18 protein-coding genes are annotated in these 23,367 nt (G+C 52.8%); 14 read left to right on the top strand and 4 right to left on the bottom strand.

Annotated features, from left to right (window positions below):
* Nucleotides 1-21 precede the first annotated feature (21 nt).
* The 6 genes from dnaX to hemH all read left to right on the top strand — a co-directional run bounded on the left by dnaX (nucleotide 22) and on the right by hemH (nucleotide 7,231).
* Nucleotides 22-2,097, top strand: a complete 2,076-nt coding sequence (dnaX, locus tag O1Q74_RS14595) for a DNA polymerase III subunit gamma/tau (protein WP_271874123.1) — start codon at nucleotides 22-24, stop codon at nucleotides 2,095-2,097.
* A gap of 40 nt (nucleotides 2,098-2,137) precedes the next feature.
* Nucleotides 2,138-2,467 carry a YbaB/EbfC family nucleoid-associated protein gene (locus tag O1Q74_RS14590; protein WP_005976112.1) on the top strand — a complete coding sequence of 110 codons (330 nt, stop codon included), beginning with the start codon at nucleotides 2,138-2,140 and terminating at the stop codon, nucleotides 2,465-2,467.
* Nucleotides 2,467-3,072 carry a recombination mediator RecR gene (gene recR / locus O1Q74_RS14585; RefSeq protein WP_180742276.1) on the top strand — a complete coding sequence of 202 codons (606 nt, stop codon included), beginning with the start codon at nucleotides 2,467-2,469 and terminating at the stop codon, nucleotides 3,070-3,072. Before O1Q74_RS14590 ends, recR begins: the two co-directional genes overlap by 1 nt.
* A 180-nt stretch (nucleotides 3,073-3,252) precedes the next feature.
* Nucleotides 3,253-5,136, top strand: coding sequence for a molecular chaperone HtpG (htpG, locus tag O1Q74_RS14580; protein ID WP_271878944.1), 1,884 nt, complete (start codon nucleotides 3,253-3,255; stop codon nucleotides 5,134-5,136).
* A gap of 265 nt (nucleotides 5,137-5,401) precedes the next feature.
* Nucleotides 5,402-6,046, top strand: a complete 645-nt coding sequence (gene adk, locus O1Q74_RS14575; protein ID WP_225087244.1) for an adenylate kinase — start codon at nucleotides 5,402-5,404, stop codon at nucleotides 6,044-6,046.
* 222 nt (nucleotides 6,047-6,268) lie between these two features.
* Nucleotides 6,269-7,231 (top strand): ferrochelatase, encoded by a 963-nt coding sequence (gene hemH / locus O1Q74_RS14570; protein ID WP_271874115.1) that lies wholly within the window; start codon nucleotides 6,269-6,271, stop codon nucleotides 7,229-7,231.
* Between the two features lie 108 nt (nucleotides 7,232-7,339).
* Here hemH and ybaL read toward each other — a convergent pair whose 3' ends face one another.
* On the bottom strand, nucleotides 7,340-9,025 hold the full coding sequence (gene ybaL, locus O1Q74_RS14565) for a YbaL family putative K(+) efflux transporter (protein ID WP_271874114.1): 1,686 nt from the start codon (nucleotides 9,023-9,025) through the stop codon (nucleotides 7,340-7,342).
* Nucleotides 9,026-9,693: 668 nt separating this feature from the next.
* Here ybaL and ushA point away from each other — a divergent pair.
* From ushA to yjiA, 5 genes are all read left to right on the top strand, one after another.
* Complete coding sequence (gene ushA, locus O1Q74_RS14560; RefSeq protein ID WP_271874111.1) at nucleotides 9,694-11,343, top strand: bifunctional UDP-sugar hydrolase/5'-nucleotidase UshA; 1,650 nt, start codon at nucleotides 9,694-9,696, stop codon at nucleotides 11,341-11,343.
* A gap of 233 nt (nucleotides 11,344-11,576) precedes the next feature.
* Nucleotides 11,577-13,589, top strand: a complete 2,013-nt coding sequence (locus O1Q74_RS14555; RefSeq protein ID WP_271874108.1) for a discoidin domain-containing protein — start codon at nucleotides 11,577-11,579, stop codon at nucleotides 13,587-13,589.
* 292 nt (nucleotides 13,590-13,881) lie between these two features.
* Complete coding sequence (locus tag O1Q74_RS14550) at nucleotides 13,882-16,035, top strand: carbon starvation CstA family protein (protein ID WP_271874106.1); 2,154 nt, start codon at nucleotides 13,882-13,884, stop codon at nucleotides 16,033-16,035.
* Between the two features lie 143 nt (nucleotides 16,036-16,178).
* Entirely contained in the window at nucleotides 16,179-16,382 is a 204-nt protein-coding gene (locus tag O1Q74_RS14545) for a YbdD/YjiX family protein (RefSeq protein ID WP_039353071.1), read from the top strand.
* 16 nt (nucleotides 16,383-16,398) lie between these two features.
* Nucleotides 16,399-17,376 carry a GTPase gene (gene yjiA / locus O1Q74_RS14540; RefSeq protein WP_271874103.1) on the top strand — a complete coding sequence of 326 codons (978 nt, stop codon included), beginning with the start codon at nucleotides 16,399-16,401 and terminating at the stop codon, nucleotides 17,374-17,376.
* A gap of 411 nt (nucleotides 17,377-17,787) precedes the next feature.
* On the opposite strand, the gene ybaK is transcribed toward yjiA, so the two are convergent.
* Together ybaK and O1Q74_RS14530 are read right to left on the bottom strand one after the other, a co-directional pair.
* Nucleotides 17,788-18,267, bottom strand: coding sequence for a Cys-tRNA(Pro)/Cys-tRNA(Cys) deacylase YbaK (ybaK, locus tag O1Q74_RS14535; protein WP_271874100.1), 480 nt, complete (start codon nucleotides 18,265-18,267; stop codon nucleotides 17,788-17,790).
* Between the two features lie 70 nt (nucleotides 18,268-18,337).
* Nucleotides 18,338-19,156 carry a TraB/GumN family protein gene (locus O1Q74_RS14530; RefSeq protein ID WP_271874098.1) on the bottom strand — a complete coding sequence of 273 codons (819 nt, stop codon included), beginning with the start codon at nucleotides 19,154-19,156 and terminating at the stop codon, nucleotides 18,338-18,340.
* Nucleotides 19,157-19,342: 186 nt separating this feature from the next.
* On the opposite strand from O1Q74_RS14530, the gene O1Q74_RS14525 reads away from it, so the two are divergent.
* Nucleotides 19,343-19,525, top strand: coding sequence for a type II toxin-antitoxin system HicA family toxin (locus O1Q74_RS14525; RefSeq protein ID WP_039485998.1), 183 nt, complete (start codon nucleotides 19,343-19,345; stop codon nucleotides 19,523-19,525).
* A gap of 22 nt (nucleotides 19,526-19,547) precedes the next feature.
* Nucleotides 19,548-19,979: a type II toxin-antitoxin system HicB family antitoxin gene (locus O1Q74_RS14520; protein WP_180742286.1), complete on the top strand. Its 432-nt coding sequence runs from the start codon at nucleotides 19,548-19,550 to the stop codon at nucleotides 19,977-19,979.
* 94 nt (nucleotides 19,980-20,073) lie between these two features.
* On the opposite strand, the gene copA is transcribed toward O1Q74_RS14520, so the two are convergent.
* Nucleotides 20,074-22,797 (bottom strand): copper-exporting P-type ATPase CopA, encoded by a 2,724-nt coding sequence (copA, locus tag O1Q74_RS14515; protein WP_271874094.1) that lies wholly within the window; start codon nucleotides 22,795-22,797, stop codon nucleotides 20,074-20,076.
* 116 nt (nucleotides 22,798-22,913) lie between these two features.
* On the opposite strand from copA, the gene cueR reads away from it, so the two are divergent.
* A complete protein-coding gene (cueR, locus tag O1Q74_RS14510) occupies nucleotides 22,914-23,330 on the top strand; it encodes a Cu(I)-responsive transcriptional regulator (RefSeq protein WP_271874092.1) in 417 nt (138 codons plus the stop codon).
* Nucleotides 23,331-23,367 lie beyond the last annotated feature (37 nt).

Here is a 23,367-nt window from a genome sequence, read left to right as displayed (position 1 = left end):
AACTCGACTGTTGCGGTATTGATGAGCTATCAGGTTCTTGCCCGTAAGTGGCGTCCCCAAACCTTTACCCACGTTGTCGGTCAGGAACATGTCCTGACCGCGCTGGCTAACGGCCTTTCCCTAGGCAGAATCCATCACGCTTATTTGTTTTCTGGCACCCGTGGCGTCGGGAAGACGTCGATTGCCCGTTTGCTGGCAAAAGGGCTGAATTGCGAACAGGGCGTGACGGCAACGCCCTGTGGCCAATGTGATAACTGCCGTGAAATCGAACAGGGCCGTTTTGTCGATTTGATCGAAATCGATGCCGCGTCTCGCACTAAAGTAGAAGATACGCGCGATCTGCTGGATAACGTGCAATATGCCCCCGCGCGTGGGCGGTTCAAGGTGTACCTGATTGATGAAGTACACATGCTATCGCGTCACAGCTTTAATGCGCTGTTGAAAACGCTGGAAGAACCCCCTCCGCACGTTAAATTCTTGTTGGCGACTACCGATCCGCAGAAATTGCCTGTGACCATTCTGTCACGCTGCCTACAATTTCACCTCAAAGCGCTGGATGTCGAACAGATTCGTGCGCACCTAGAACAGGTATTGCAGGCAGAGAATCTCATCAGCGAACCTCGTGCGTTACAGCTTCTGGCGCGTGCCGCCGATGGGAGCTTGCGCGATGCGCTGAGCCTGACCGATCAGGCTATTGCTATGGGGCAGGGGCAGGTCACGACCGCTTCAGTCAGCCAAATGCTGGGCACGCTGGACGATGAGCAACCGCTGGCACTTATTGAGGCGTTGGCGAAAGGCGATGGTGCACAGGTCATGTCGCTGTTAGATCAGGTCGCGGCTCGGGGTGTGGACTGGGAATCGCTGCTGGTAGAAACCCAGACGCTATTACACCGCATTGCGATGGTTCAACTGCTGCCTGCTGCGCTGGGTGATGATTACGCCGCAGTTGAAGCCCGCATGCGGGATTTGGCGCGTGCGCTGCCGCCTGCGGACGTGCAGTTGTATTACCAGACGATGTTAATTGGCCGCAAAGAGCTGCCTTTTGCGCCAGATCGTCGCATGGGCGTTGAAATGACGCTACTGAGAGCGCTGGCGTTTCATCCCAGCCAGATTATCGCCGAACCTGTAGCGCCGGTGAGTGCTGCGCCTGCTCAGGCTGCGCGAGCTCCTGTTACTCAACCCGCCGTGCCGCCGCAGCCTGTTGCCGCTGCATCGGTGAGGACTCGTACGCCAGCGCCGCAGAACAATGAACCTCTGGCTGACGTACAGGCACCCATTTATTCTCCCGAACCACCGATGGATGCATCCGCGTATTCGCCACCGTTAGGGGAACCCTCTGCCTCATCGGCTTCTCAGCAGCCGCATGGTGAGAGTGAATTGCCTGATGCGACTTCCCAATTGCTACAGGCTCGCAGCCAACTGCTGCGAAAACAGGGGAGTACACCACCAAAAAAGGCTGATCCGGCAGCGTCTGACAACACGCGGCCGGCAACCTCAGCGCTGGAGCGATTGGCTTCGGTGACTGAGCGCAGCATTCAACGGCAAAACGCGAAAACGTCTCCCTCCGAGCCCAAAAAGCCGGAAGCGTATCGTTGGCGGGCGCAGAATAAAGTCGAAGAAGAGAAGGTCGATATCGCAACGCCAAAAGCGCTGCGTTCAGCATTAGAGCACGAAAAAACGCCAGAACTGGCGGCACGGCTGGCGGAAGAGTCACTGGAGCGGGATGCCTGGGCGGCGGAAATCCATCGCCTGACGCTACCAAAGCTGGTACAACAGCTGGCACTCAATGCGTTTAAAGAGAGCGAAGAGGCAGACAAGATTCATCTGCATCTGCGTTCATCCCAGCGGCATCTGAATTCGCCTGCGGCGCAAAAGACGCTGGCGGACGCATTGACGGCCCACTACGGGCATCCTGTAGAATTACTGATTACTGAAGACGATAACCCGGCGGTGCGGACGCCGCTGGAGTGGCGTCAGGCTATATACGAAGAGAAACTGACGCAGGCGCGTCAGTCGATTCTGGCCGATACAACGATTCAAACGCTGCGGCGTTTCTTTGATGCGGAACTGGACGAAGAAAGTATCCGCCCTGTTTAACCGCTGCGAGTGCGCAGCCCGACGTGATAGAGAGAAAACTATGTTTGGTAAAGGTGGAATTGGCAACCTGATGAAGCAAGCCCAGCAGATGCAGGAAAAAATGCAGCAGATGCAGGAAGAAGTGGCGAATCTGGAAGTCACGGGCGAATCGGGCGCGGGTCTGGTGAAAATTACGATCAACGGTGCGCATAACTGTCGCCGCGTAGAAATCGATCCCAGCCTGATGGAAGATGACAAAGAGATGCTGGAAGATCTGATTGCTGCGGCATTCAATGACGCCGCCCGCCGCATCGCGGAAACGCAGAAAGAGAAAATGGCGTCTGTTTCCAGCGGTATGCAACTGCCGCCGGGCTTCAAGATGCCGTTCTGATGCAGACCAGTCCGCTTCTTGAATCATTGATGGAAGCGCTGCGCTGCCTGCCGGGCGTTGGGCCCAAATCGGCACAGCGCATGGCGTTTCAACTGCTGCAACGTAACCGCAGCGGCGGTATGCGTCTGGCGCAGGCGTTGACGCGGGCGATGTCCGAAATCGGTCACTGTAGCGATTGCCGGACATTCACCGAGCAGGACGTGTGCGCGATTTGTTCGAACTCGCGCCGCCAGCAAAACGGGCAGATTTGCGTGGTGGAAAGCCCGGCGGACATTCAGGCTATCGAACAGACGGGACAGTTTGCCGGTCGTTACTTTGTACTGATGGGACATTTGTCGCCGCTTGATGGCATTGGCCCGGACGATATCGGTTTGGGGCGGCTGGAAGAGCGCCTGCAAGTGGAATCGATAAGCGAAGTGATCCTGGCTACTAATCCGACGGTAGAAGGCGATGCTACGGCAAACTATATCGCGGAACTGTGCGCGCAACACGGCGTGATGGCCAGCCGCATTGCACACGGCGTTCCCGTTGGCGGTGAGCTGGAAATGGTCGATGGCACCACGCTTTCCCATTCGCTCGCGGGCCGTCAGCCTTTCCGGTTTTAATCTGTCGGCTGCCAGCATCATTATCTGGCAGCCGCAGTCTTGTTTTCCTCTTTCATCTCACCGTTTTCTTTTTTCGCTGAAATTTACCCCTTGAAATCCCCCCGGTTTATCCCCATTTGCTACTTATCGTCAGTTTAATCAGCCTGAATAATATTAGGATTGAGGTAAGCAATAATGAGTATGAAAGGCCAAGAAACTCGCGGGTTCCAGTCTGAAGTTAAGCAACTCCTGCATTTGATGATCCATTCGCTTTATTCCAACAAAGAAATTTTTCTGCGTGAATTGATCTCCAACGCCTCCGATGCGGCAGATAAGCTACGTTTCCGTGCGCTGTCTGCACCGGAACTGTATGCGGGCGATGGCGACCTGCGTGTGCGGGTATCTACGGACAAAGAAAAACGCACGCTGACGATTTCTGATAACGGCATCGGCATGAGCCGTGATGAAGTGATTGATAATCTCGGTACGATTGCGAAATCCGGCACCAAGGCGTTTCTTGAATCGATGGGTTCCGATCAGGTTAAAGATAGCCAACTGATTGGCCAGTTCGGTGTAGGCTTCTACTCTGCCTTCATCGTGGCAGATAAAGTGACCGTGCGTACGCGTGCTGCGGGCGCGAATGCCGATCAGGGCGTGTACTGGGAATCTGCCGGGGAAGGCGATTACACCATCGCTGACATCACCAAAGACGACCGTGGAACGGAAATCACTCTGCATCTGCGTGAAGGCGAAGACGAGTTTCTGGATGACTGGCGTGTGCGTTCCGTCATCAGCAAATATTCCGACCACATCGCGCTGCCGGTGGAAATTGAATCCCGGACGGAAAGTGAAGAAGAAGGTGGTGAGTCCACCGTTAGCTGGGAAAAAATTAACAAGGCACAGGCTCTGTGGACGCGCAGTAAGTCTGAAGTCAGCGATGATGAGTACAACGAATTCTATAAACACATCTCCCACGACTTTTCCGATCCGCTGAGCTGGAGCCACAACCGTGTGGAAGGTAAGCAGGAATACACCAGCTTGCTCTACATCCCTGCCCGTGCACCGTGGGATATGTGGAACCGCGATCATAAACACGGTCTGAAATTGTACGTTCAGCGCGTCTTTATTATGGATGACGCCGAACAATTCATGCCGAACTACCTGCGTTTTGTTCGCGGCCTGATTGATTCTAACGATCTGCCATTGAACGTTTCCCGTGAGATTTTACAGGACAGCCGTGTGACGCAAAACCTGCGTAATGCGCTGACCAAACGCGTGCTGCAAATGCTGGACAAACTGGCGAAAGACGACGCGGAAAAATACCAGACGTTCTGGCAGCAGTTCGGTCTGGTACTGAAAGAAGGCCCGGCAGAAGACGGCAGCAACCGTGAAGCGATTGCGAAACTGCTGCGTTTTGCTACCACGCAATCTGACAGCTCCGCGCAGACAGTGTCGCTGGAAGATTACGTTAGTCGGATGGTGGAAGGTCAGGACAAGATCTACTACATCACGGCAGACAGCTATGCGGCGGCGAAGAGCAGCCCACATCTGGAGCTGTTCCGTAAGAAAGGTATCGAGGTTCTGCTGTTGTCCGATCGTATTGACGAATGGATGATGAGCTACCTGACTGAGTTCGACGGTAAATCCTTCCAGTCAGTCAGCAAGGCCGATGAGGCACTGGATAAACTGGCTGACGAAGAAAACGAGGAACAGAAAGAAGCGCAAAAAGCGTTGGAGCCGTTTGTTGAACGTGTGAAAACCCTGCTGGGCGAGCGCGTTAAAGACGTGCGTTTCACCTACCGTTTGACTGATACACCTGCGATTGTCGTGACGGATGCGGATGAGATGAGCACGCAGATGGCGAAGCTGTTCGCGGCAGCGGGCCAGCAAGCACCGGAAGTGAAGTACATTTTTGAGCTAAATCCGGATCATGCGTTAATTAAACGCGCGGCTGACGTTTCTGATGAAGCAGAGTTTGGCGAATGGGTCGAACTGCTGCTTGATCAAGCTCTGCTGGCTGAGCGTGGGACGCTGGACGATCCGAACCTGTTCATTCGTCGTATGAATCAGCTGCTAAGCGCCTGATAGTGATACCCTTCAGACCCCGGAGTTAACCGGGGTCTTTCCCCCCGATTTTTACGTTTCCTTCCGTTATTGCACATTTCTTCGTCTACACTGAATGGCAACATTGGGCAGACGGCAAACCGTATTTTTGGGTATCAGGCTTTTTTTCGTCTGCCTGCGCGTTGCTGAAGCGTGCCCGTTCCTTGAGCATAAGCGTCTGGAATGGTATGGTTTAGCGTTTTTCAAATTTATTTTATAAATATTACATAGCAAGGGGATTTACGCGATGCGTATTATTCTGCTGGGCGCTCCGGGCGCAGGCAAAGGTACTCAGGCTCAATTCATCATGGAAAAATACGGTATTCCGCAGATTTCCACGGGTGACATGCTGCGTGCAGCGGTAAAAGCCGGTACTGAATTGGGCAAGCAGGCTAAAGAAATCATGGACGCGGGTAAACTGGTCACTGATGAACTGGTCATTGCTCTGGTTAAAGAGCGCATCGCCCAGGACGATTGCCGTAACGGTTTTCTGCTGGATGGCTTCCCACGCACCATCCCGCAAGCTGATGCCATGAAAGAAGCAGGCATCAATGTCGATTACGTTATCGAATTTGCCGTTCCTGACGAACTGATTATCGATCGTATCGTTGGTCGTCGCGTCCATGCCGCGTCTGGTCGTGTCTATCATGTAAAATTCAATCCGCCTAAAGTTGAAGGCAAAGACGACGTGACGGGCGAAGAGCTGACTATTCGTAAAGACGATCACGAAGATACCGTGCGTAAGCGTCTGGTTGAATATCATCAGCAGACGGCACCACTGGTTTCTTACTATCAGAAAGAAGCGGATGCGGGCAACACGCGCTATTTCAAAGTAGAAGGCACGCGTAAAGTGGAAGAAGTTCGCGCAGAACTGGAAACTATTCTGGGCTAATTTTTCGCTGCGAGTCCCACCTTGTCACAGAAATGCCAGACGACGGTCTGGCATTTTTTCGTTCTAAAATCCTCACAGGCTTGGTTTCCTCTATTGATAGCATCGGCGTTATCCCTGCTATCTACCCGTATTTGTTTAGCTTTTTTTCGCTACAATGGACACTTGATGTTACGCACTGGCGGGCTGAAAGAAGGCCTGCTTCTCCATAAAAGGAAGACGGCGATGAAACAAGAGAAATACGGTGTGCTGATGGTGAACTTAGGGACACCCGATGCGCCGACGCCGCAGGCGGTGAAGCGTTATCTGGCGGAGTTTCTGAGCGATCGCCGCGTAGTGGATACGCCACGTCTGCTATGGTGGCCGCTGCTGCGCGGTATCATTCTGCCAACTCGCTCACCACGAGTGGCGAAGCTCTATCAATCGGTCTGGATGGAAGGAGGATCGCCGCTGTTGGTGATTAGCCGTCGACAGCAGCAGGCACTGGCGGCGCGAATGCCGGAAACGCCCGTTGAGCTGGGGATGAGCTATGGTTCACCCAGCCTGCGTTCGGCGCTGGATAAATTACTGGCGCAGGGCGTAACGCAACTGGTGGTCTTGCCGATGTATCCGCAATATTCCTGCTCAACAACCGCAGCAGTGTGGGATGGGCTAGCGACACAGCTGCGTGATAATCGCCAACTGCCTGCGATTCGCTTTATCCGTGATTACGCCGAGCATTCTGCTTATATTGCAGCGCTGAAGCACCGTGTCGAGCAGTCTTTTGCTGAACATGGTGAACCGGACAGGTTAGTAATCTCTTATCACGGTATCCCCGTGCGGTATGCCAATGAAGGAGATGACTATCCGCAGCGCTGTCGGGCGACGACAGAGGCGCTGATTGCCGCACTGGGACTACCGGCAGAGAAAGTGATGATGACCTTCCAGTCGCGCTTTGGCCGTGAACCCTGGCTGACGCCGTACACGGATGAAACCATGCAGGGGCTGCCCGCGCAGGGCGTTAAACATATTCAGATTATGTGCCCAGGTTTTGCTGCTGACTGTCTGGAAACGTTGGAAGAGATTCAGGAACAGAACCGTGAAATTTTCCTTCATGCAGGCGGAGAGGCTTTCCACTATATTCCGGCGCTTAATGACGATCCGCTGCACATCGATCTGCTGGAACAGTTAGTGAGTAAAGCAGAGTAGGGACGAGATTGCCTTGTCTGGTGATGTTTGAAGACATGGCGCACAGCGTAAAAAAATGGCGGGCTTATATTTGCCCGCCATTTTTGTTTGTCTCTAACGTGCCGCTATTTAGATAGGACACGCCTGAGGTGCTGGGGGAACATCATCCAGCTTCAGCAGCGTGATCATGCTATTGGCAATCTCCCGCTCGCCCATGACCACCTCGTTGGCACCGTGCTCGGTAATGTAGCTGACTTCATCGTCGTAGTGCGCGCGGGCAATAATCTCCAGGTCAGCGCGCTTCTCACGGGCTGCCGCGACAATTTCCCCCGCTTCATAGCCGTTCGGAATCGTCAGCAATAACCAGCGGGCACAGTCCAGACGCGCAATGTCCATGATTTCAGGCTTGGTCGCGTTACCCAATACCGCTTTAATTCCCTGTTCACGCAAGGCATCAACGCGGGTACGGGAATTCTCAATGACCACGATGGGAATGCCAGCCTGATGCAGTTTGGCACCAATCAGGCTCCCTACGCGACCATAGCCGACCAGCAGCGCATGATTGCACATATCGACAGGAATCTGTTTCTCTTCCTCAATCGCTTCTTCCACGATCTGCTCTTCGATGGTTTCATGCTTCGCCAGATAGCGTTCAAGCAGCGTAAACAGCAGCGGGTTTATCATGATGGAGAGTATAGCGCCGGCCAGCACCAGATTCCGCCCCTCTTCGGACAGCAGCCCCAACACAATGCCGAGCCCAGCCAAAATAAAGGCAAACTCACCGATCTGCGCCAGACTGGCGGAAATCGTTAATGCCGTCCGTTTTGAGTGGCCAAAGAGTCGAACCAGCACGAAAGCGGCGGCTGACTTACCGAACACGATAATGGCCAGGGTGATCAGCACGGAAATGGGGTCGTTGAGCAGGATCATCGGATCAAACAGCATACCGACAGAAACGAAGAACAGTACGGCGAAAGCATCGCGCAGCGGCAGCGTATCGTGCGCCGCACGCTGGCTGAGTTCTGATTCGTTTAGTACCACGCCAGCGAAGAAGGCACCCAGCGCAAAGGAGACATCAAACAGTTTCACTGCGCCGAAGGCGATACCCAGTGCCATTGCTAACACCGCCAGCGTGAAAAGCTCGCGTGAACCAGTGCTGGCGCTTTTTGCCAACACCCACGGCACCAGACGGCGACCCACAACAATCATCAGGGTGATAAACGCAATCACTTTACCGATGGTCCAGGCCAAATCGGCTAGCAGTTTGCTGGTGTCAGCATGCTCAGCGCCGATCATATCGCCGAAGGCCGGTAGCAGAACCAGCGTCAGCACCATCGCCAGATCTTCCACAATCAGCCAGCCGATGGCGATTTGACCGCGTTGGCTATCAATAAGCTGTCGTTCCTCCAGCGCGCGTAGCAGAACCACGGTACTGGCGGTGGACAGACAGAGGCCGAAAACCAGGCCGCTCGCCAGGCTCCAACCCAGCATGGAGGATAATCCCATTCCAAGCAGCGTCGCCACGGCAATCTGGGCTATGGCGCCAGGAATGGCGATGGACTTTACCGCCATGAGGTCTTTCAGCGAGAAGTGCAGGCCGACGCCAAACATCAGCAGGATGACGCCAAGTTCAGCCAGCTCGGAGGCCAGTGACGTATCAGCGACAAAGCCAGGGGTAAAAGGACCGACAAGTACGCCTGCGGTAAGGTAACCAACAAGGGGAGAGATTCGCAGGCGGTTTGCCAGAATGCCCAGGAGGAAGGCAAGAACCAGCCCTCCAGCGATAGTAGAAATTAGCGGTGTTGCAGCATGCATCCCAACTCCTTGTGCCATAGGTGAAACGTAATTGAGCGGATTTACCCTTCTTGCCTTGAAGCTACAGCGTGGCTAGCGGCGCTTACGTACCCTTATCACTCTTATGTATGTACCGAAAAGCGTATTGGATCCGTTCGTTTGCTGTCTGGCTGCAACGCCAATTATTCTGGGTATACACAAATTCTATTGCATATAGCGAAATGTTGCTTGGGTAAAAGTGGTATTTTATGAAAAATATCAGTTTCTCCAGCTAAAGGTAGTGTAACACAGATTTCAGGATGGTTTCTCGCGATAAGCATTGATAAACATGCGTAATTATTCTGATAGCGTGATGTTCTCGGTGCTAATACCTTACTGCTTTTCTATGTATTCAGCGGAATAATTTTATCCACCGGTGTAAAACGTCGGAAAACAGAGGATAAACGGTGTGATGCCGGGTTATTTCGGTGAAGCATCCATATTAGCAAGAGTTCGTGACGGCACGACGACAGCATCGGGTCGGCGAGCTATCACTATAGCGGTTATACCTCATCTGATTTTGTCGGCTATCGCACATTGCTGACGGACGGGGCGAATGTGCTTCGCGCATTGTTCATCTTGCTGTGCTAATTTGTGTGGTGAATTTCTCAGTGGTTCCACTGCGTCTTTAAAATAAACGGAGATTTATCATGCGCTTTTCAATAAAAGCTCTGGGATGTGCGATGGCGGTATCGCTGGCGCTAACACCTGTTATGTCAATGGCTTGGGTGAAAGATAAAACATACGCCATCACCATTTTGCATACGAATGACCACCACGGCCACTTCTGGCATAACGATCACGGCGAATATGGGCTGGCGGCGCAAAAAACGCTGGTCGATCAGATTCGTCAGGAAGTGGCGAGTAAAGGTGGCAGCGTATTGCTGCTTTCCGGCGGTGATATTAATACTGGCGTGCCTGAGTCCGATTTACAGGATGCGGAGCCAGATTTTCGTGGTATGAACATGGTTGGCTATGATGCGATGGCGCTTGGCAACCACGAATTTGATAATCCACTGTCTGTCCTGCGTCAGCAGGAGAAATGGGCAAAATTCCCGCTGTTATCGGCCAATATCTACCAGAAAAGCACCAATCAGCGCTTATTTAAGCCTTATGCTCTGTTCGACAAGCAAGGTGTGAAAATCGCGGTTATCGGCCTGACAACGGACGATACGGCCAAATTAGGCAATCCTGAGTATTTTACCGATATCGAATTCCGTAATCCTTCTACGGAAGCGAAGCAGGTTGTTGAACAATTGCGTAAGAGCGAAAAGCCAGATGTGATTATTGCTGCGACGCACATGGGGCACTATGACGACGGTAATCATGGTTCCAATGCACCGGGCGATGTAGAAATGGCACGTAGCCTGCCAGCCGGCTATTTGGACATGATCGTCGGGGGGCACTCGCAGGATCCGGTCTGTATGGCGCAGGAAAATAGAAAACAGGTGGATTATGTGCCGGGTACGCCTTGTGCTCCCGATCGTCAGAACGGCACCTGGATTGTTCAGGCGCATGAGTGGGGGAAATATCTTGGCCGTGCTGATTTCACCTTCCGCAATGGTGAATTGAAGCTTGAGCACTATCAGTTGATCCCCATCAACCTGAAGAAAAAGATAGAAAAAGACGGCAAGACCGAACGTGTTTTCTATACGCATGAAATCACGCAGGATCCTGACGTTGTGAAAATGCTGACGCCGTTCCAGGAAAAAGGGCAGGCGCAGTTGGGCATCAGGATCGGCAGTGTGAAAGGCAAACTCGAAGGCGATCGTAATCAGGTGCGTTTCCGTCAGACCAATCTGGCGCACGTGCTGCTGTCGGCACAACTTGAGCGTGCAGGTGCGGATTTTGCTGTCATGAGCGGCGGTGGCGTTCGTGACTCGATTGAATCCGGTGAGATCACTTATAAAGATGTCCTTAAGGTTCAGCCGTTTGCCAACACGCTGGTTTATGTGGATATGAAAGGCAGCGATGTCGAGAAATATCTGGCCGTCGCAGCGAATAAAAAGGTGGATTCCGGTGCCTATGCGCAATTCCTCAACGTCAGTTTGACGGCGGACGGGCAGGGCGTACGGAACGTGAAAATCAAAGGTGAGCCATTGCAGGCCGATAAAGTTTATCGCATGGCAACGCTGAACTTTAATGCGATGGGCGGCGATGGCTACCCGCGTCTTGATAATCTGCCGGGCTATGTGAACACCGGCTTTGTCGATGCTGAAGTGCTGAAACAATATATCGAGAAGCACTCTCCGCTGGACGCGGAAGCCTACGCGCCGAAAGGTGAGATTGTTTATAAGTAACTAATAATCATGGCGGTTTTTGTCTCTTTGCTGATGACTGAAACCGCCATTTTTTCTGTGTGAGCTCTTAAAGGCTGTGCTGCATGTAAGCCGCGCATTACAAAAATGAATTGAATCTAATTTGCTGATTTCATTTATTAAATCATCTGGCGCTTAGTAAAGTGCTTTAAAATCATGCCCCTGCCTAATGAATGATACTCCCTGTGCCTTTTATTAACGGAGTCATCAGCACCATGAAAGACATTAATATTGAAATCAATGTTTGTGACAGCACAGGTAAATCAACATGTATCGTTCATCCTCCTATTCAGGTTAATCCCTATACCTGCTGCCATTCAGATAATGGCGGCGGTCAAGAACCCGGCGTCTCCGGTGTTGCTTCTGTATTCGGGCGTACCGGCATCGTAACCGCACAAGCTGGGGACTATACGGCCGATCAAATTACTGAAACTGCCACCAGGCAATTTGCCTCGCCGGATGAAAAGGCGGTCTGGAATGCAAAGCAGGACGCATTACTCTCTGGTACCACTATCCGCACTGTCTTTGGTCAATCGCTGCTGGGTAGTGGTGATATTTCACCTACGCCGGCACAAATGGGCGTTGCAGCCATCGGGCATACTCATACCACGGCGGAAATCACTGACTACACGCCAAAAACGAAGCAGCTTATTCATTCCTCGCTGGAGGCTGGGGCAGGTGTAACGCTGAGTTATAACCCGGTGAATGAGAAAACGGTAATTAGCGCGGTGGGGGGGACGGGCGCAGGCGGTTCGGGCTATATCGTTGCCGATCGTCAGGGCGTAACGGCGGGGCAGAATCACGCGTTCAGCATTAGCCCACAAAATACATTTAACCTCGCGGCGTATGCGCTGAAAGAAGAAGCGGGTGCGGCGAATCAGACTTATGTGGTTGATGACTTTAATGCATCGAGTGAGCCTAATTATAACGCGACAAGTGATGTTATTTTTGATGGTAAAATGCATGAATTTTCTGGTGAAGAGTTTACGCTTAGTAAGGATGGAAACATCTACTCTGCGCCAGTTCGAGCAGATGGAAAATTTATTAATATTTCTGTTGTTAAAAAATCTGTTGTTCCCAAAATGACATCGAACACAAATCCCGTTGGGTATGTCATTAGTGCTAGTGATATGTCCAGGCCTCAGTTCTTACCTTATTTTGCATTTGATGATAACAATAACTTATCTAGCAATGAATATGATTCTTGGGGAGGATTAAATGCTGCGACTGTCGCCAGTCCTCACTGGATTAGGGTTGATCTACCAACCCCGACGAAAATTTCCAGTTATAGCTTTGCTAACAGAACGGTCATTTACAATAATGGACCAAAGAACTGGATTTTTCAGGGATCTAATGATGGTGGCAATACCTGGGATAATTTGCATGTTGTAAATGATGACATCAATAACACGCTGGGCGCCGTTCGTAGCTATAGCTTGCCATCTCCTGGAACATATAAAAGTTTCCGGTTATTTGTTACTGCTGGTTGTAATAATAATAACTATTTAACATTGAAGAAATTTAACTTATTTCAGCCTGAAAAGTTTTTAATTAGCAGTAAGGATAAGTGGTATTCTGCGAATAATGGCGTCTTGACTGAAATTTCCACCGCTGATTTCGATAGTGGTTTCACTAATTCGGGCTGGATATCGAATGCATCAATTTCTGACATGCTGCCAATCAAGGTTGTTGGCAATGCTCAAATTGATTTATTGTCGTCGTATATTCCTTACACGCAAATAGCCATTCAAAAATCACTGATGTCCGCAGTATGGTCAAAAATCAATGCCGCAACGCTCACAGCCACACAGGCAGGCAACGGCAAAGTGCGTGTCGCTGTCACGCGGGATTTAGTGAACTGGCATGTCTTGCGGAGCGGAGCGTGGGTTGATGTGGGGGCGCTGTCAGCCGATACGGCGGGCGCAACGAAACTGATCGCCGACGGTATGACGCCTGCAGAGCTTGGCGCTATTACGGCGGCCCAGTGGACGCAACTGTTTTCCACAAACAACGGTGTGCCGGACTCGCTTGCCTTTGCGTTCGCGCTTGATATTACCGATCCGGCGGCAGATGTCGCGACCATTGACCGACTAGTGCTGAACATTAACGATGCGTCGAGTTGGAAAGTGCAGTCTCCCGCAGAAGTGGAGATCCGCTGGCGCACCGACAGCGTGACATTCCGCACCGTAACGGCAGGCAATTACAAACTGGCGTATCAGGTTCCGTAATCGTTCACCACATTCAATGTGCAACTGGCCGCGAAGTTCGCGGCCTTTTCTTTTTATACCGCCCCATTTATCCCTTGCCACTTACCGCGTCATTCTAACCGCTTAACTCGCTATTCTGCCGCCTACCCAAATACCTGCCTCACGCGCGTACGCGATGGCGTAATGTGCCGCCACGATTTTCCTTTATCCGAAACACGCGATGGCAAGCGTTATCGCGCAACGTCTTACCAGGGTTTCTTTTTCCACAGCTAACAAAATCAAACGATCGTAATTTTTAATTGAAGGATGTCTTATGAAGAGCAGTTCCATTCTTAAACACATCCCCTGGATGATTCTTGGAATCATCGGGGCTGCCTGCCTCGGCGTAGTCGCACTACGTCGCGGTGAGCATGTCAGTGCATTATGGATTATTGTTGCTTCTGTCGCCGTTTACCTCGTGGCCTATCGATACTACAGCCTGTATATCGCACAGAAAGTCATGAAGTTGGATCCGACCAGAGCAACTCCTGCCGTTGTTAATAACGACGGTCTTAACTATGTGCCGACGAACCGTAACGTCCTGTTCGGGCACCACTTTGCCGCTATCGCTGGTGCAGGCCCGCTGGTTGGGCCGGTACTGGCCGCGCAGGTCGGTTACTTGCCGGGCACCTTATGGCTGCTGGCCGGGGTAGTGCTGGCAGGTGCAGTACAGGACTTCATGGTTCTGTTTATTTCAACCCGCCGCAATGGTGCGTCGCTAGGCGAAATCGTTAAGAAAGAACTGGGCCCTGTACCGGGTACGATTGCGCTGTTCGGCTGCTTCCTGATCATGATCATTATTCTTGCCGTACTGGCGCTGATTGTGGTGAAAGCACTGGCAGAAAGTCCATGGGGCGTCTTTACCGTTTGTTCAACGGTGCCGATCGCGCTGTTTATGGGCATTTACATGCGCTTTATCCGTCCGGGTAAAGTCGGTGAAGTCTCAGTGATGGGTATCGTGCTGCTGGTCTTGGCGATCTGGTTCGGCGGCGTGGTTGCACATGACCCGTACTGGGGCCCGGCGCTGACCTTCAAAGATACGACGATTACCTATACGCTGATTGGCTATGCTTTCGTGTCTGCGCTGCTGCCGGTATGGTTGATTCTGGCTCCGCGTGACTATCTGGCAACCTTCCTGAAAATCGGTGTCATCGTCGGTCTGGCGATTGGTATCGTGATCCTGAACCCGGATCTGAAAATGCCAGCGGTAACGCAGTTTGTGGATGGCACTGGCCCGGTCTGGAAAGGTACGCTGTTCCCGTTCCTGTTTATTACTATCGCCTGTGGCGCTGTATCTGGTTTCCACGCGCTGATTGCGTCCGGTACCACACCGAAACTGCTGGCTAACGAAAACGATGCGCGTTTCATCGGCTACGGTGCCATGCTGATGGAATCTTTCGTTGCGGTGATGGCGCTGGTTGCGGCATCGATTATCGAACCCGGTCTGTACTTCGCGATGAACACCCCGCCAGCGGCGCTGGGTATTACGATGCCGGATCTGCACCGACTGGGCACGGCGGATGCGCCGATGATCTTGGCGCAGTTGCAGGATGTCTCCGCCCACGCGGCGGCGACCGTTAGCTCCTGGGGCTTCGTCATTTCTCCAGAGCAGATTCTGCAAACGGCGAAAGATATCGGTGAACCTTCTGTTCTGAACCGTGCTGGTGGCGCACCAACGCTGGCTGTTGGTATCGCACACGTGTTCCACCAGATCATTCCTGGTGCCGACATGGGCTTCTGGTATCACTTCGGTATTCTGTTTGAAGCGCTGTTCATCCTGACTGCGCTGGATGCAGGCACACGTGCTGGCCGCTTCATGTTGCAGGATCTGTTGGGTAACTTCGTTCCGTTCCTGAAGAAAACCGACTCTCTGATTGCAGGCATCATCGGTACGGCGGGCTGCGTCGGCCTGTGGGGTTACCTGCTGTATCAAGGCGTGGTCGATCCGCTGGGCGGCGTGAAGAGCCTGTGGCCGTTGTTCGGTATCTCTAACCAGATGCTGGCTGCCGTCGCGCTGATTCTGGGTACGGTGATTCTGATTAAGATGAAACGGACACAGTACATCTGGGTAACGCTGCTTCCGGCGATTTGGCTGCTGATCTGTACGACCTGGGCGCTGGGTCTGAAACTGTTCAGCGACAACCCGCAGTTGGAAGGCTTCTTCTATATGGCGAACATGTTCAAGGGCAAAATTGCGGAAGGCGGTGCTGACCTGAGCGCGCAGCAGATTGCGAACATGAACCATATCGTGACCAACAACTATACCAACGCCGGTCTGAGCATTCTGTTCCTGATCGTGGTGTACAGCATTATTGCGTATGGTATTAAAGAGGCACTGGCCGCCCGTAAAGTGGCTGAACGTACCGATCAGGAAACGCCGTATGTGCCGGTTCCTGAAGGTGGCGTGAAAGTCTCTTCCGGCCACTAAGTCACTCGCCCGTCAGATTTTGCGAGACAGCTAGCAAGGCTGAATGTGAAAGATGACGGGTACAGATACCCTGTATAATGTATAACGTTATACAGGGTATTTTTTATCTAGCCGCTATCGCAGGCGATGGTCTGGAGGTAATGATGTTTGGCAATCTGGGAAAAGCAGGAAAATATTTGGGCCAGGCGGCGCGTATGCTGGTCGGTATGCCAGACTATGACACCTATGTGCAGCATATGCAGACCAACCACCCGGATAAACCTGTGATGACGTACGAAGAATTTTTCCGCGAACGCCAGCAGGCGCGTTACGGCGGAGATGGCAAAGGCGGGATGCGCTGCTGTTAACGATTTGGAACCTGTTATGACTCAACCACTTTATGTCACTATTCTGACCGGTTTTCTCGGCGCGGGAAAAACCACCTTATTACGACATATCCTGAATGCCGATCACGGCTATAAAATCGCCGTGATTGAAAATGAATTCGGCGAAGTGCCGATTGATAATACGTTAATCGGCGAACGCGCCAGCCAAATTACGACACTGAGCAACGGCTGCATCTGCTGCACGCAGTCCAATGCGTTGGCCGATGCGCTGCTCGATCTGATTGATGGCGTAGATAACGGTACGCTGGATTTTGATCACGTCATTATTGAATGCACCGGTATGGCCGATCCCGGGCCGGTAGCGCAGACTTTCTTCTCTCATGAGGTTATCTGCGAGCGTTTTGTTCTGGATGGCATCATCACGCTGGTGGATGCGGTACACGCGCAACAGCAGCTCGATCAGTTCACTATCGCGCAGTCGCAGATTGGCTATGCCGACCGCATACTGCTAACTAAAACCGATGTGGCAAATGAAGACGACACGCTGCTACCGCGTCTTCAGCGCATTAATGCGCGAGCACCGATCTATCCCGTAGTACACGGCGATATCGATCTGAGCGTGTTGTTTAACATCGATGGCTTTGTTCTCGGCGATAATGTGCTCAGTGACAAACTGGACGTGAAAACGCCTGTATTCCGCTTTGTTGCCCCTGCGCAGAATAACGTGCAATCAATCGTTGTGTATCTCGATAAGGCGGTTGAGCTTCAGTCCGTTTCCGATGTGATGGAAAACCTGCTACTGCAATTCTCCGATAATCTACTGCGTTATAAAGGCATTCTGGCTATTAACGGTGACGATCGCCGTTTGCTGTTCCAGGGCGTTCAGCGTTTGTACAGCGCCGACTGGGACAGAGAATGGCAGCCGAATGAAGAAAGAAAGAGCGTGCTGGTGTTTATTGGTGTGGACTTACCTGAACAGGAAATCCGTGACGCTTTCGCTCGCCTGACGGCATAGCACTATTCCTCTTATCTGTGCTTCGTTTTGAATAACGCGAAGCGTTAGCCCTTTAGGGCGATGTTCATCAATGAGCATCGTAACGCGGCAAGGAAACGAATTTTCTCAACCAAAGGCTGTCCTTCGGTGAGAGATAGGATGTCTCTCATGTCATCCCGATAAGCTTACTCAAGTCAGTGAGTTGGGTGACTGACAAATCCGCCAGAGGCAAATTTGAACGCTGCTTACAGCGGCCCCAACGAGGCGGGGGCATGTCAGTGTGCCGAGTAACGCAGCCAACGCATATGAAACTTGAAGTATGACGAATATATGAAGCGGTAGCAGGGGACACACTGGCCGTGGAGTCCTCTGCTATCTGCTTCGTTTTGATGCTACATCGTCAGGCAGGCTATGCTCATTTAATCGCGAGTATTAATCATGCTTGGCGATATCGGCAAAGGTGGCGCGCAGCAGTCGCGCCAGATCGTCTGCCGATAGTTCAATATCCAACCCGCGTTTACCGCCGGAAATGAAAATGGTGTCGAACTGGCGTGCTGGTTCATCAATCACGGTCGGCAGCAGTTTTTTTTGCCCAAGCGGGCTGATTCCCCCAACCAGATAACCGGTTACACGCTGGGCGATGACCGGATCGGCCATATCGGCTTTTTTGGCCGATAGCGCGCGAGCGACTTTCTTGAGATCTAGCATTCCGGCGACGGGCGTGACGGCTACGGCGAGGTTTTTCGCATCACCATTCAGAGAAACGAGCAGCGTTTTATAAACCTGTTCTTTATTCAGTCCCAGCTTTCTGGCCGCTTCCTCGCCAAAATTGGTTTCGTCACTGTCGTGGTGGTAGCTGTGCAGCGTAAAGGCGATCTTATTCTTTTCGAGCAGATTGACTGCGGGTGTCATGATTTTACTGTCCTTAACCCTTGAACAGGTTTTATCTTGCAGACGCGGTTGTGCGTCATAATGTGTTCTTTTACGGGGTTGCTGAATGACCGTTTTTAAGCAACATGGGTAAATTTTCATCGCCATACAGATGCAGAGCGCCGACGGCAACAACGTAGTGTCCGGGTGGTAGCGCCTGAAGTTGCTGTTGCCAGCGGCGGTTACGCTGACCCATCAGCAGGTCGGTCATTTCATTGCTGAATGTCGCGGGGATATCCGGCTTATATTGGCCGGGCCTGCTGTCTAGCCACCAGCCGACCATCGTTTGTAACAAGCGAGCATTGGTGTGCCAGTGCTTAATGGTATCCTCCAACAGCAGCAAACCACCCTGTGGCAGTTGCTGTAACAACTCAACCTGCGTCTGCTGCCCTTCTAGTTCGATAACCTGAATACCGTGAGATTTCGCCGCGTTAATTAACTGATAATCGATGCCATAGTCGGGGCGTAAGCCCAGCAACTGCGCCTGCCTTGCTTGCAGCATCAGCGCGGCCTGCCAGGCTGGCAGCGTATCGATATTGCTCTCATCGAAAGAGAGCGATTCGCAGATTTTTTGCAACTGGCGGTAGCTGTCTGGGCTGAGGCGCTGCACGAGCGGCGGCTCGGCATCATTATGGCCGAAGGGGGAATGCGCATCAGAGATATCGGCTTCGACGATGAGGGCGGTTGCCTGACGGAGCTGTTGCAGCAGCGTATCGGGTAGCGGTGCCATATCCTGACTGCCCATATGAATACTGCCGACCAGATGCAGCTGTCGTTCATTGGTAAGCTGAACGTCTATCGCCGGGTAGGCATAAGCCAGCGGTGAAATAAAGCCAAGAAAAGTCGCGATTCTACGCAGCAGTTGCCCCATTGATTCCGTCTCCTGATGTGGGAATAACTATGCTAAACGCTAGATGCGGAACAATACAAGGTATACCAATCCTAAGGGCACTGAAGCCTCAGTGTTTGGCTGATCATTCGTTATCGATTTTCCCTGCATGTAAAATATTGATGGGTGTGTATTGGTGTGTATAATAAAATCAGGTTAGGAGGATATATGAAATCAACTGACCTGATAAAGGAGCTGGCAGCGGCAGGTTGTGAGTGCAAACGGCATAATGGCGGAAGCCACCAAATATGGTGGTCACCCATTACCGGAAAAACGTTTCCGGTGCCGCATCCCAAAAAGGATTTACCACTTGGAACTGTCAAATCCATCAAAAAAATGGCGGGGATCTAATCCCCGCCTTTTCGGAGGCAATATGTTTTTTTCAGTCGGTGTGGAAACGCCAAAAGATGATGCTACGGCATATGGGCTGATCGTTCCGGCATTGTGTACTGATGATTACGGCTGTTTCTCTGCGGCTGACAGCCAGCAGGATATCGCACGCATGGCGCGGGAAGCGATTTTAGCCCTTATTGATGAAGCGGTGAGTCGCGGAAATCTGGACATTAAGCGACTTAATGATGCTGGGCATCTGATCTATGCGGCGATGCCTGATTTTGCGGACTATGATAGTTGGTTTGTGCTGGATGTGGATCTATCGGCTTTTGAAGGAAAGCCACAGCGATTGAACATTTCACTTCCTGATACGTTGATACAGCGTATTGATAATCGCGTGCGGGAGCAGCCGGGTACTTATCGCGATCGCAGCCACTTTTTGGCGGAAGCTGCACGCCATGAGCTGGAGTGAGCCTGGTTAAATAGGTCTGACGACAGTCGATAAAAAACCTGACAATTTCCGAAAGAGGAAACGCGGCGCGTTGTTGAGACGCACCGCGTTAGCATTACTGGCTTTTAGGTTTAAAGCGCAGCAGGCGGTTGGCGTTGCTGACAACCGTGATGGAGGAGAGCGCCATGGCGGCACTGGCGACCACCGGGCTGAGTAGCGCACCGGTCAGCGGGTAAAGCACGCCCGCGGCAATCGGGATCCCCAGCGAGTTATAGATAAACGCGCCCAGCAGGTTCTGCTTCATGTTGCGCAGCGTGGCATTGGAGAGCGCCAGCGCATCGGCGACACCGTGCAGGCTGTGGCGCATCAGCGTGATGGCGGCGGTTTCAATCGCAATATCGCTGCCACCGCCCATCGCAATGCCGACATCGGCCTGCGCCAGCGCGGGCGCATCGTTGATGCCATCACCAATCATTGCCACGCGTTTGCCTTGAGCCTGTAACTTTTTGATGGCTTCCGCTTTTCCGTCTGGCAACACCCCGGCAATCACCTGGTCGATACCCGCTTCTTGCGCGATGCTTTTCGCCGTGAGCGGGTTGTCCCCCGTTAGCATGACGAGCTGATAGCCCTGCCGGTGCAGACGCTGCAAGGCGCTGACGCTATCCGCTCGCAGCGGATCGTGGATAGACAACACCGCGATGATGTGACCATTCGCCGCCAGCAATACTGGCGTGATACCGCGCTGAGCCTGCTCGTTGATCAGTGCTTCACCTTCGGTGATATCGACCTGATGCTGTTTGAGCAGTGCCGGATTCCCCAACAGCAGAGTGGCATCGCCGATCTTGCCGCTGACGCCGAGACCGCGCAGTGTACGGAACTGCTCGGTTGGCGTGAGCGTCAGATTCTCTGCTCGTTCAAGAATCGCTTTTGCCAGTGGATGATTCGATCCCTGTTCCAACGAGGCCGCCCAGGCCAGCGCCTGTGTTTCCGTCACGTCACCGAAGGTATGAACCGCCACAACGCGCGGCTGTCCTTCGGTTAGCGTACCGGTTTTGTCAAACACCAGCACATCCAGCTTGCTGGCCTGCTGTAAGGCATCGGCATCTCGCACCAGCACGCCAAACTCCGCAGCACGTCCGACGCCGGAAATAATCGACATCGGCGTTGCCAGCCCAAGTGCGCAGGGGCAGGCAATGATCAGGACGGTCGTGACGATGATGAGCGTGTAGACCACCTGCGGCTGCGGCCCAACGAAGAACCAGATCGCACCGCTGAGAAGCGCGATAGCCACAACGACGGGAACAAACACGGCAGAGATGCGATCCGCCAACTGGCCGATAGCGGGTTTGCTACTTTGTGCCTGCCTGACCAGCCGGATAATGCGCGACAGCGTGGTTTGATTACCAATTGCATCCGCTCGGAAGAGAACGCTGCCGTCGGAAACCAGCGTACCCGCATGCACCGTATCGCCAGCCGTTTTGACTTGCGGGATCGGTTCCCCGGTGAGCATGGCTTCATCCACCCACACTTCACCTTGCAGTATCTCGCCATCGACAGGAATACGATCGCCGGTTGTCAGGCGCAGCGTCATGCCGGACTGCACATCGGACAGCGGAATCGATTTCTCGCCTTCTTCTGTTACGACGCGGGCGGTGGGGGGCGTCAAGTCGAGCAGTCGTTCCAGCGCACGAGAAGAGCGCTGGCGGGCACGCTGTTCCAGCGCATGGCCCAGATTGATTAAACCGATGATCATCGCGCTCGCTTCGTAATAAAGATGGCGCGCCGCCATCGGGAAAAGATCCGGCCACAGGTTAACGGTAATGGAGTAAAGCCACGCCGCACCTGTTCCTAGCGCGACCAGTGTATCCATGGTGGCGGCACCGTTTTTCAGGCTACGCCAGGCGTTACGGTAAAAATGGCTGCCAGCCAATACCATCACCGCCAGCGTCAATATCCCGATGATGAGCCATGGTGTTTGGCTTTCTGGCGTCAGACTCATGCTGCCGCCCAGCACGCCCCATAGCATTAGCGGAACACCAAGCAGTAAGCCCAATGCGGCTTGCCATTGGAAACGGCGAATAGCCTGCTGAGAGGTTTGCTGCTGGCGCGCGCGGCGTTCTTCTTCGTCCTGAATGATTTCCGCCCCATAGCCTGCTTGCTCAATGGCAGCAATCAGCGCTTCCGGCTCGGCATGACCGCTGACCAACGCACTGCGTTCGGCCAGATTGACCCGCGCCTGCGTGACGCCGCTGACGTTTTGCAACGCCGTTTGTACACGGTTCACGCAACTGGCGCAACTCATGCCCTGCAGCAGGAGTTGCACGCTGTCGTCAGCGTTATTGAACGCTGTTGTTGTTGCCGGAAGAATACTCTCGGCCGCTGGCAGCGCTTCCGGCGTTGTCGCTACCTGTGCCAGCGGCTCAGTTTTTGGGTGGATGTTCTCCTGCACGCTGGCGTGATAGCCGGCTTCTTCAATCGCGCTAATTAGTGTCGTGGCCTCAACGTTGCCATAAACGGTTGCCTGCTCTGTGGTGACATCCGTCGCCACAACGCCGGGAATGGCTTCCAGCACTTTACGCGTAGCGGCGACGCAGTGGTTGCAGCTCAGGCCGGAAAGCTGGAGGGACACATCTGGCGTAGTCGCAAGCTGCGCTTCGTAGCCAGCCTGTTCAATGGTGTCGATCAACGTTTGTGAATCAACGTCGCCGCTGACGCTGGCGTACTGTTGTGTGACGTTGGTTTGTTCGACCGCAGGCAGCGCGTCCAGTGCTTTTTTAACGCGTTGGACACAGTGCCCGCAGGTTAGACCCTGCAATGACAACACGATGGTTTGTGACATAATAATTTTCTCCCATGATCACAGCCGGAGGTGAAAGACGTTGACCGGCTATCTGATTTTTACTAGTTATTGGGTAAGGTAAACCTTCTAGCAAGGGGAGGGTCAAGGGGGAAATCATGAATATCAGTGATGTCGCGAAAAAAACCGGTCTTAGCAGTAAAACCATTCGCTTCTATGAAGAGAAAGAACTTCTGACTACACCGCTGCGTTCTGAAAATGGTTACCGCAGCTACGATGATCATCACGTCGAAGAACTCACGCTGCTGCGCCAGGCTCGTCAGGTTGGGTTTAATCTGGATGAATGCCGGGAACTGGTGACGCTGTTTAACGATCCGCTGCGGCGAAGTGCGGATGTCAAAGCGCGTACCTTGCAGAAAGTGCAGGAAATCGAAATGCATATCGAAGAGCTAAAAACGATGCGTGAACATTTGCTGGCACTGGCCGAGCAGTGTCCGGGGGACGGCGGAGCGGACTGTCCGATAATCAATAATCTGGCGGGCTGTTGTCAGAAGAGTAAGTCGTCAGAAGCGTAAATCGCCAAAAAATAAGTCGTCATAAAGGGGAGACGGG

The sequence above is a fragment of the Pectobacterium sp. A5351 genome, from assembly GCF_028335745.1.
In the GTDB taxonomy this organism is placed as follows: Bacteria; Pseudomonadota; Gammaproteobacteria; order Enterobacterales; family Enterobacteriaceae; genus Pectobacterium.
This window is presented reverse-complemented; position numbering and strand designations above follow the sequence as displayed.

Coding starts and splice junctions, on each gene's coding strand:
- O1Q74_RS14590 (WP_005976112.1), top strand. CDS start 2,138: ATGTTTGGTAAAGGTGGAATTGGCAACCTGATGAAGCAAGCCCAGCAG.
- adk (WP_225087244.1), top strand. CDS start 5,402: ATGCGTATTATTCTGCTGGGCGCTCCGGGCGCAGGCAAAGGTACTCAG.
- O1Q74_RS14520 (WP_180742286.1), top strand. CDS start 19,548: ATGTTTTTTTCAGTCGGTGTGGAAACGCCAAAAGATGATGCTACGGCA.
- cueR (WP_271874092.1), top strand. CDS start 22,914: ATGAATATCAGTGATGTCGCGAAAAAAACCGGTCTTAGCAGTAAAACC.
- ybaK (WP_271874100.1), bottom strand. CDS start 18,267: ATGACACCCGCAGTCAATCTGCTCGAAAAGAATAAGATCGCCTTTACG.
- dnaX (WP_271874123.1), top strand. CDS start 22: ATGAGCTATCAGGTTCTTGCCCGTAAGTGGCGTCCCCAAACCTTTACC.
- O1Q74_RS14525 (WP_039485998.1), top strand. CDS start 19,343: ATGAAATCAACTGACCTGATAAAGGAGCTGGCAGCGGCAGGTTGTGAG.
- O1Q74_RS14550 (WP_271874106.1), top strand. CDS start 13,882: ATGAAGAGCAGTTCCATTCTTAAACACATCCCCTGGATGATTCTTGGA.
- ushA (WP_271874111.1), top strand. CDS start 9,694: ATGCGCTTTTCAATAAAAGCTCTGGGATGTGCGATGGCGGTATCGCTG.
- ybaL (WP_271874114.1), bottom strand. CDS start 9,025: ATGCATGCTGCAACACCGCTAATTTCTACTATCGCTGGAGGGCTGGTT.
- O1Q74_RS14530 (WP_271874098.1), bottom strand. CDS start 19,156: ATGGGGCAACTGCTGCGTAGAATCGCGACTTTTCTTGGCTTTATTTCA.
- hemH (WP_271874115.1), top strand. CDS start 6,269: ATGAAACAAGAGAAATACGGTGTGCTGATGGTGAACTTAGGGACACCC.
- yjiA (WP_271874103.1), top strand. CDS start 16,399: ATGACTCAACCACTTTATGTCACTATTCTGACCGGTTTTCTCGGCGCG.
- O1Q74_RS14555 (WP_271874108.1), top strand. CDS start 11,577: ATGAAAGACATTAATATTGAAATCAATGTTTGTGACAGCACAGGTAAA.
- recR (WP_180742276.1), top strand. CDS start 2,467: ATGCAGACCAGTCCGCTTCTTGAATCATTGATGGAAGCGCTGCGCTGC.
- O1Q74_RS14545 (WP_039353071.1), top strand. CDS start 16,179: ATGTTTGGCAATCTGGGAAAAGCAGGAAAATATTTGGGCCAGGCGGCG.
- copA (WP_271874094.1), bottom strand. CDS start 22,797: ATGTCACAAACCATCGTGTTGTCATTGCAGGGTCTAACCTGCGGGCAC.
- htpG (WP_271878944.1), top strand. CDS start 3,253: ATGAAAGGCCAAGAAACTCGCGGGTTCCAGTCTGAAGTTAAGCAACTC.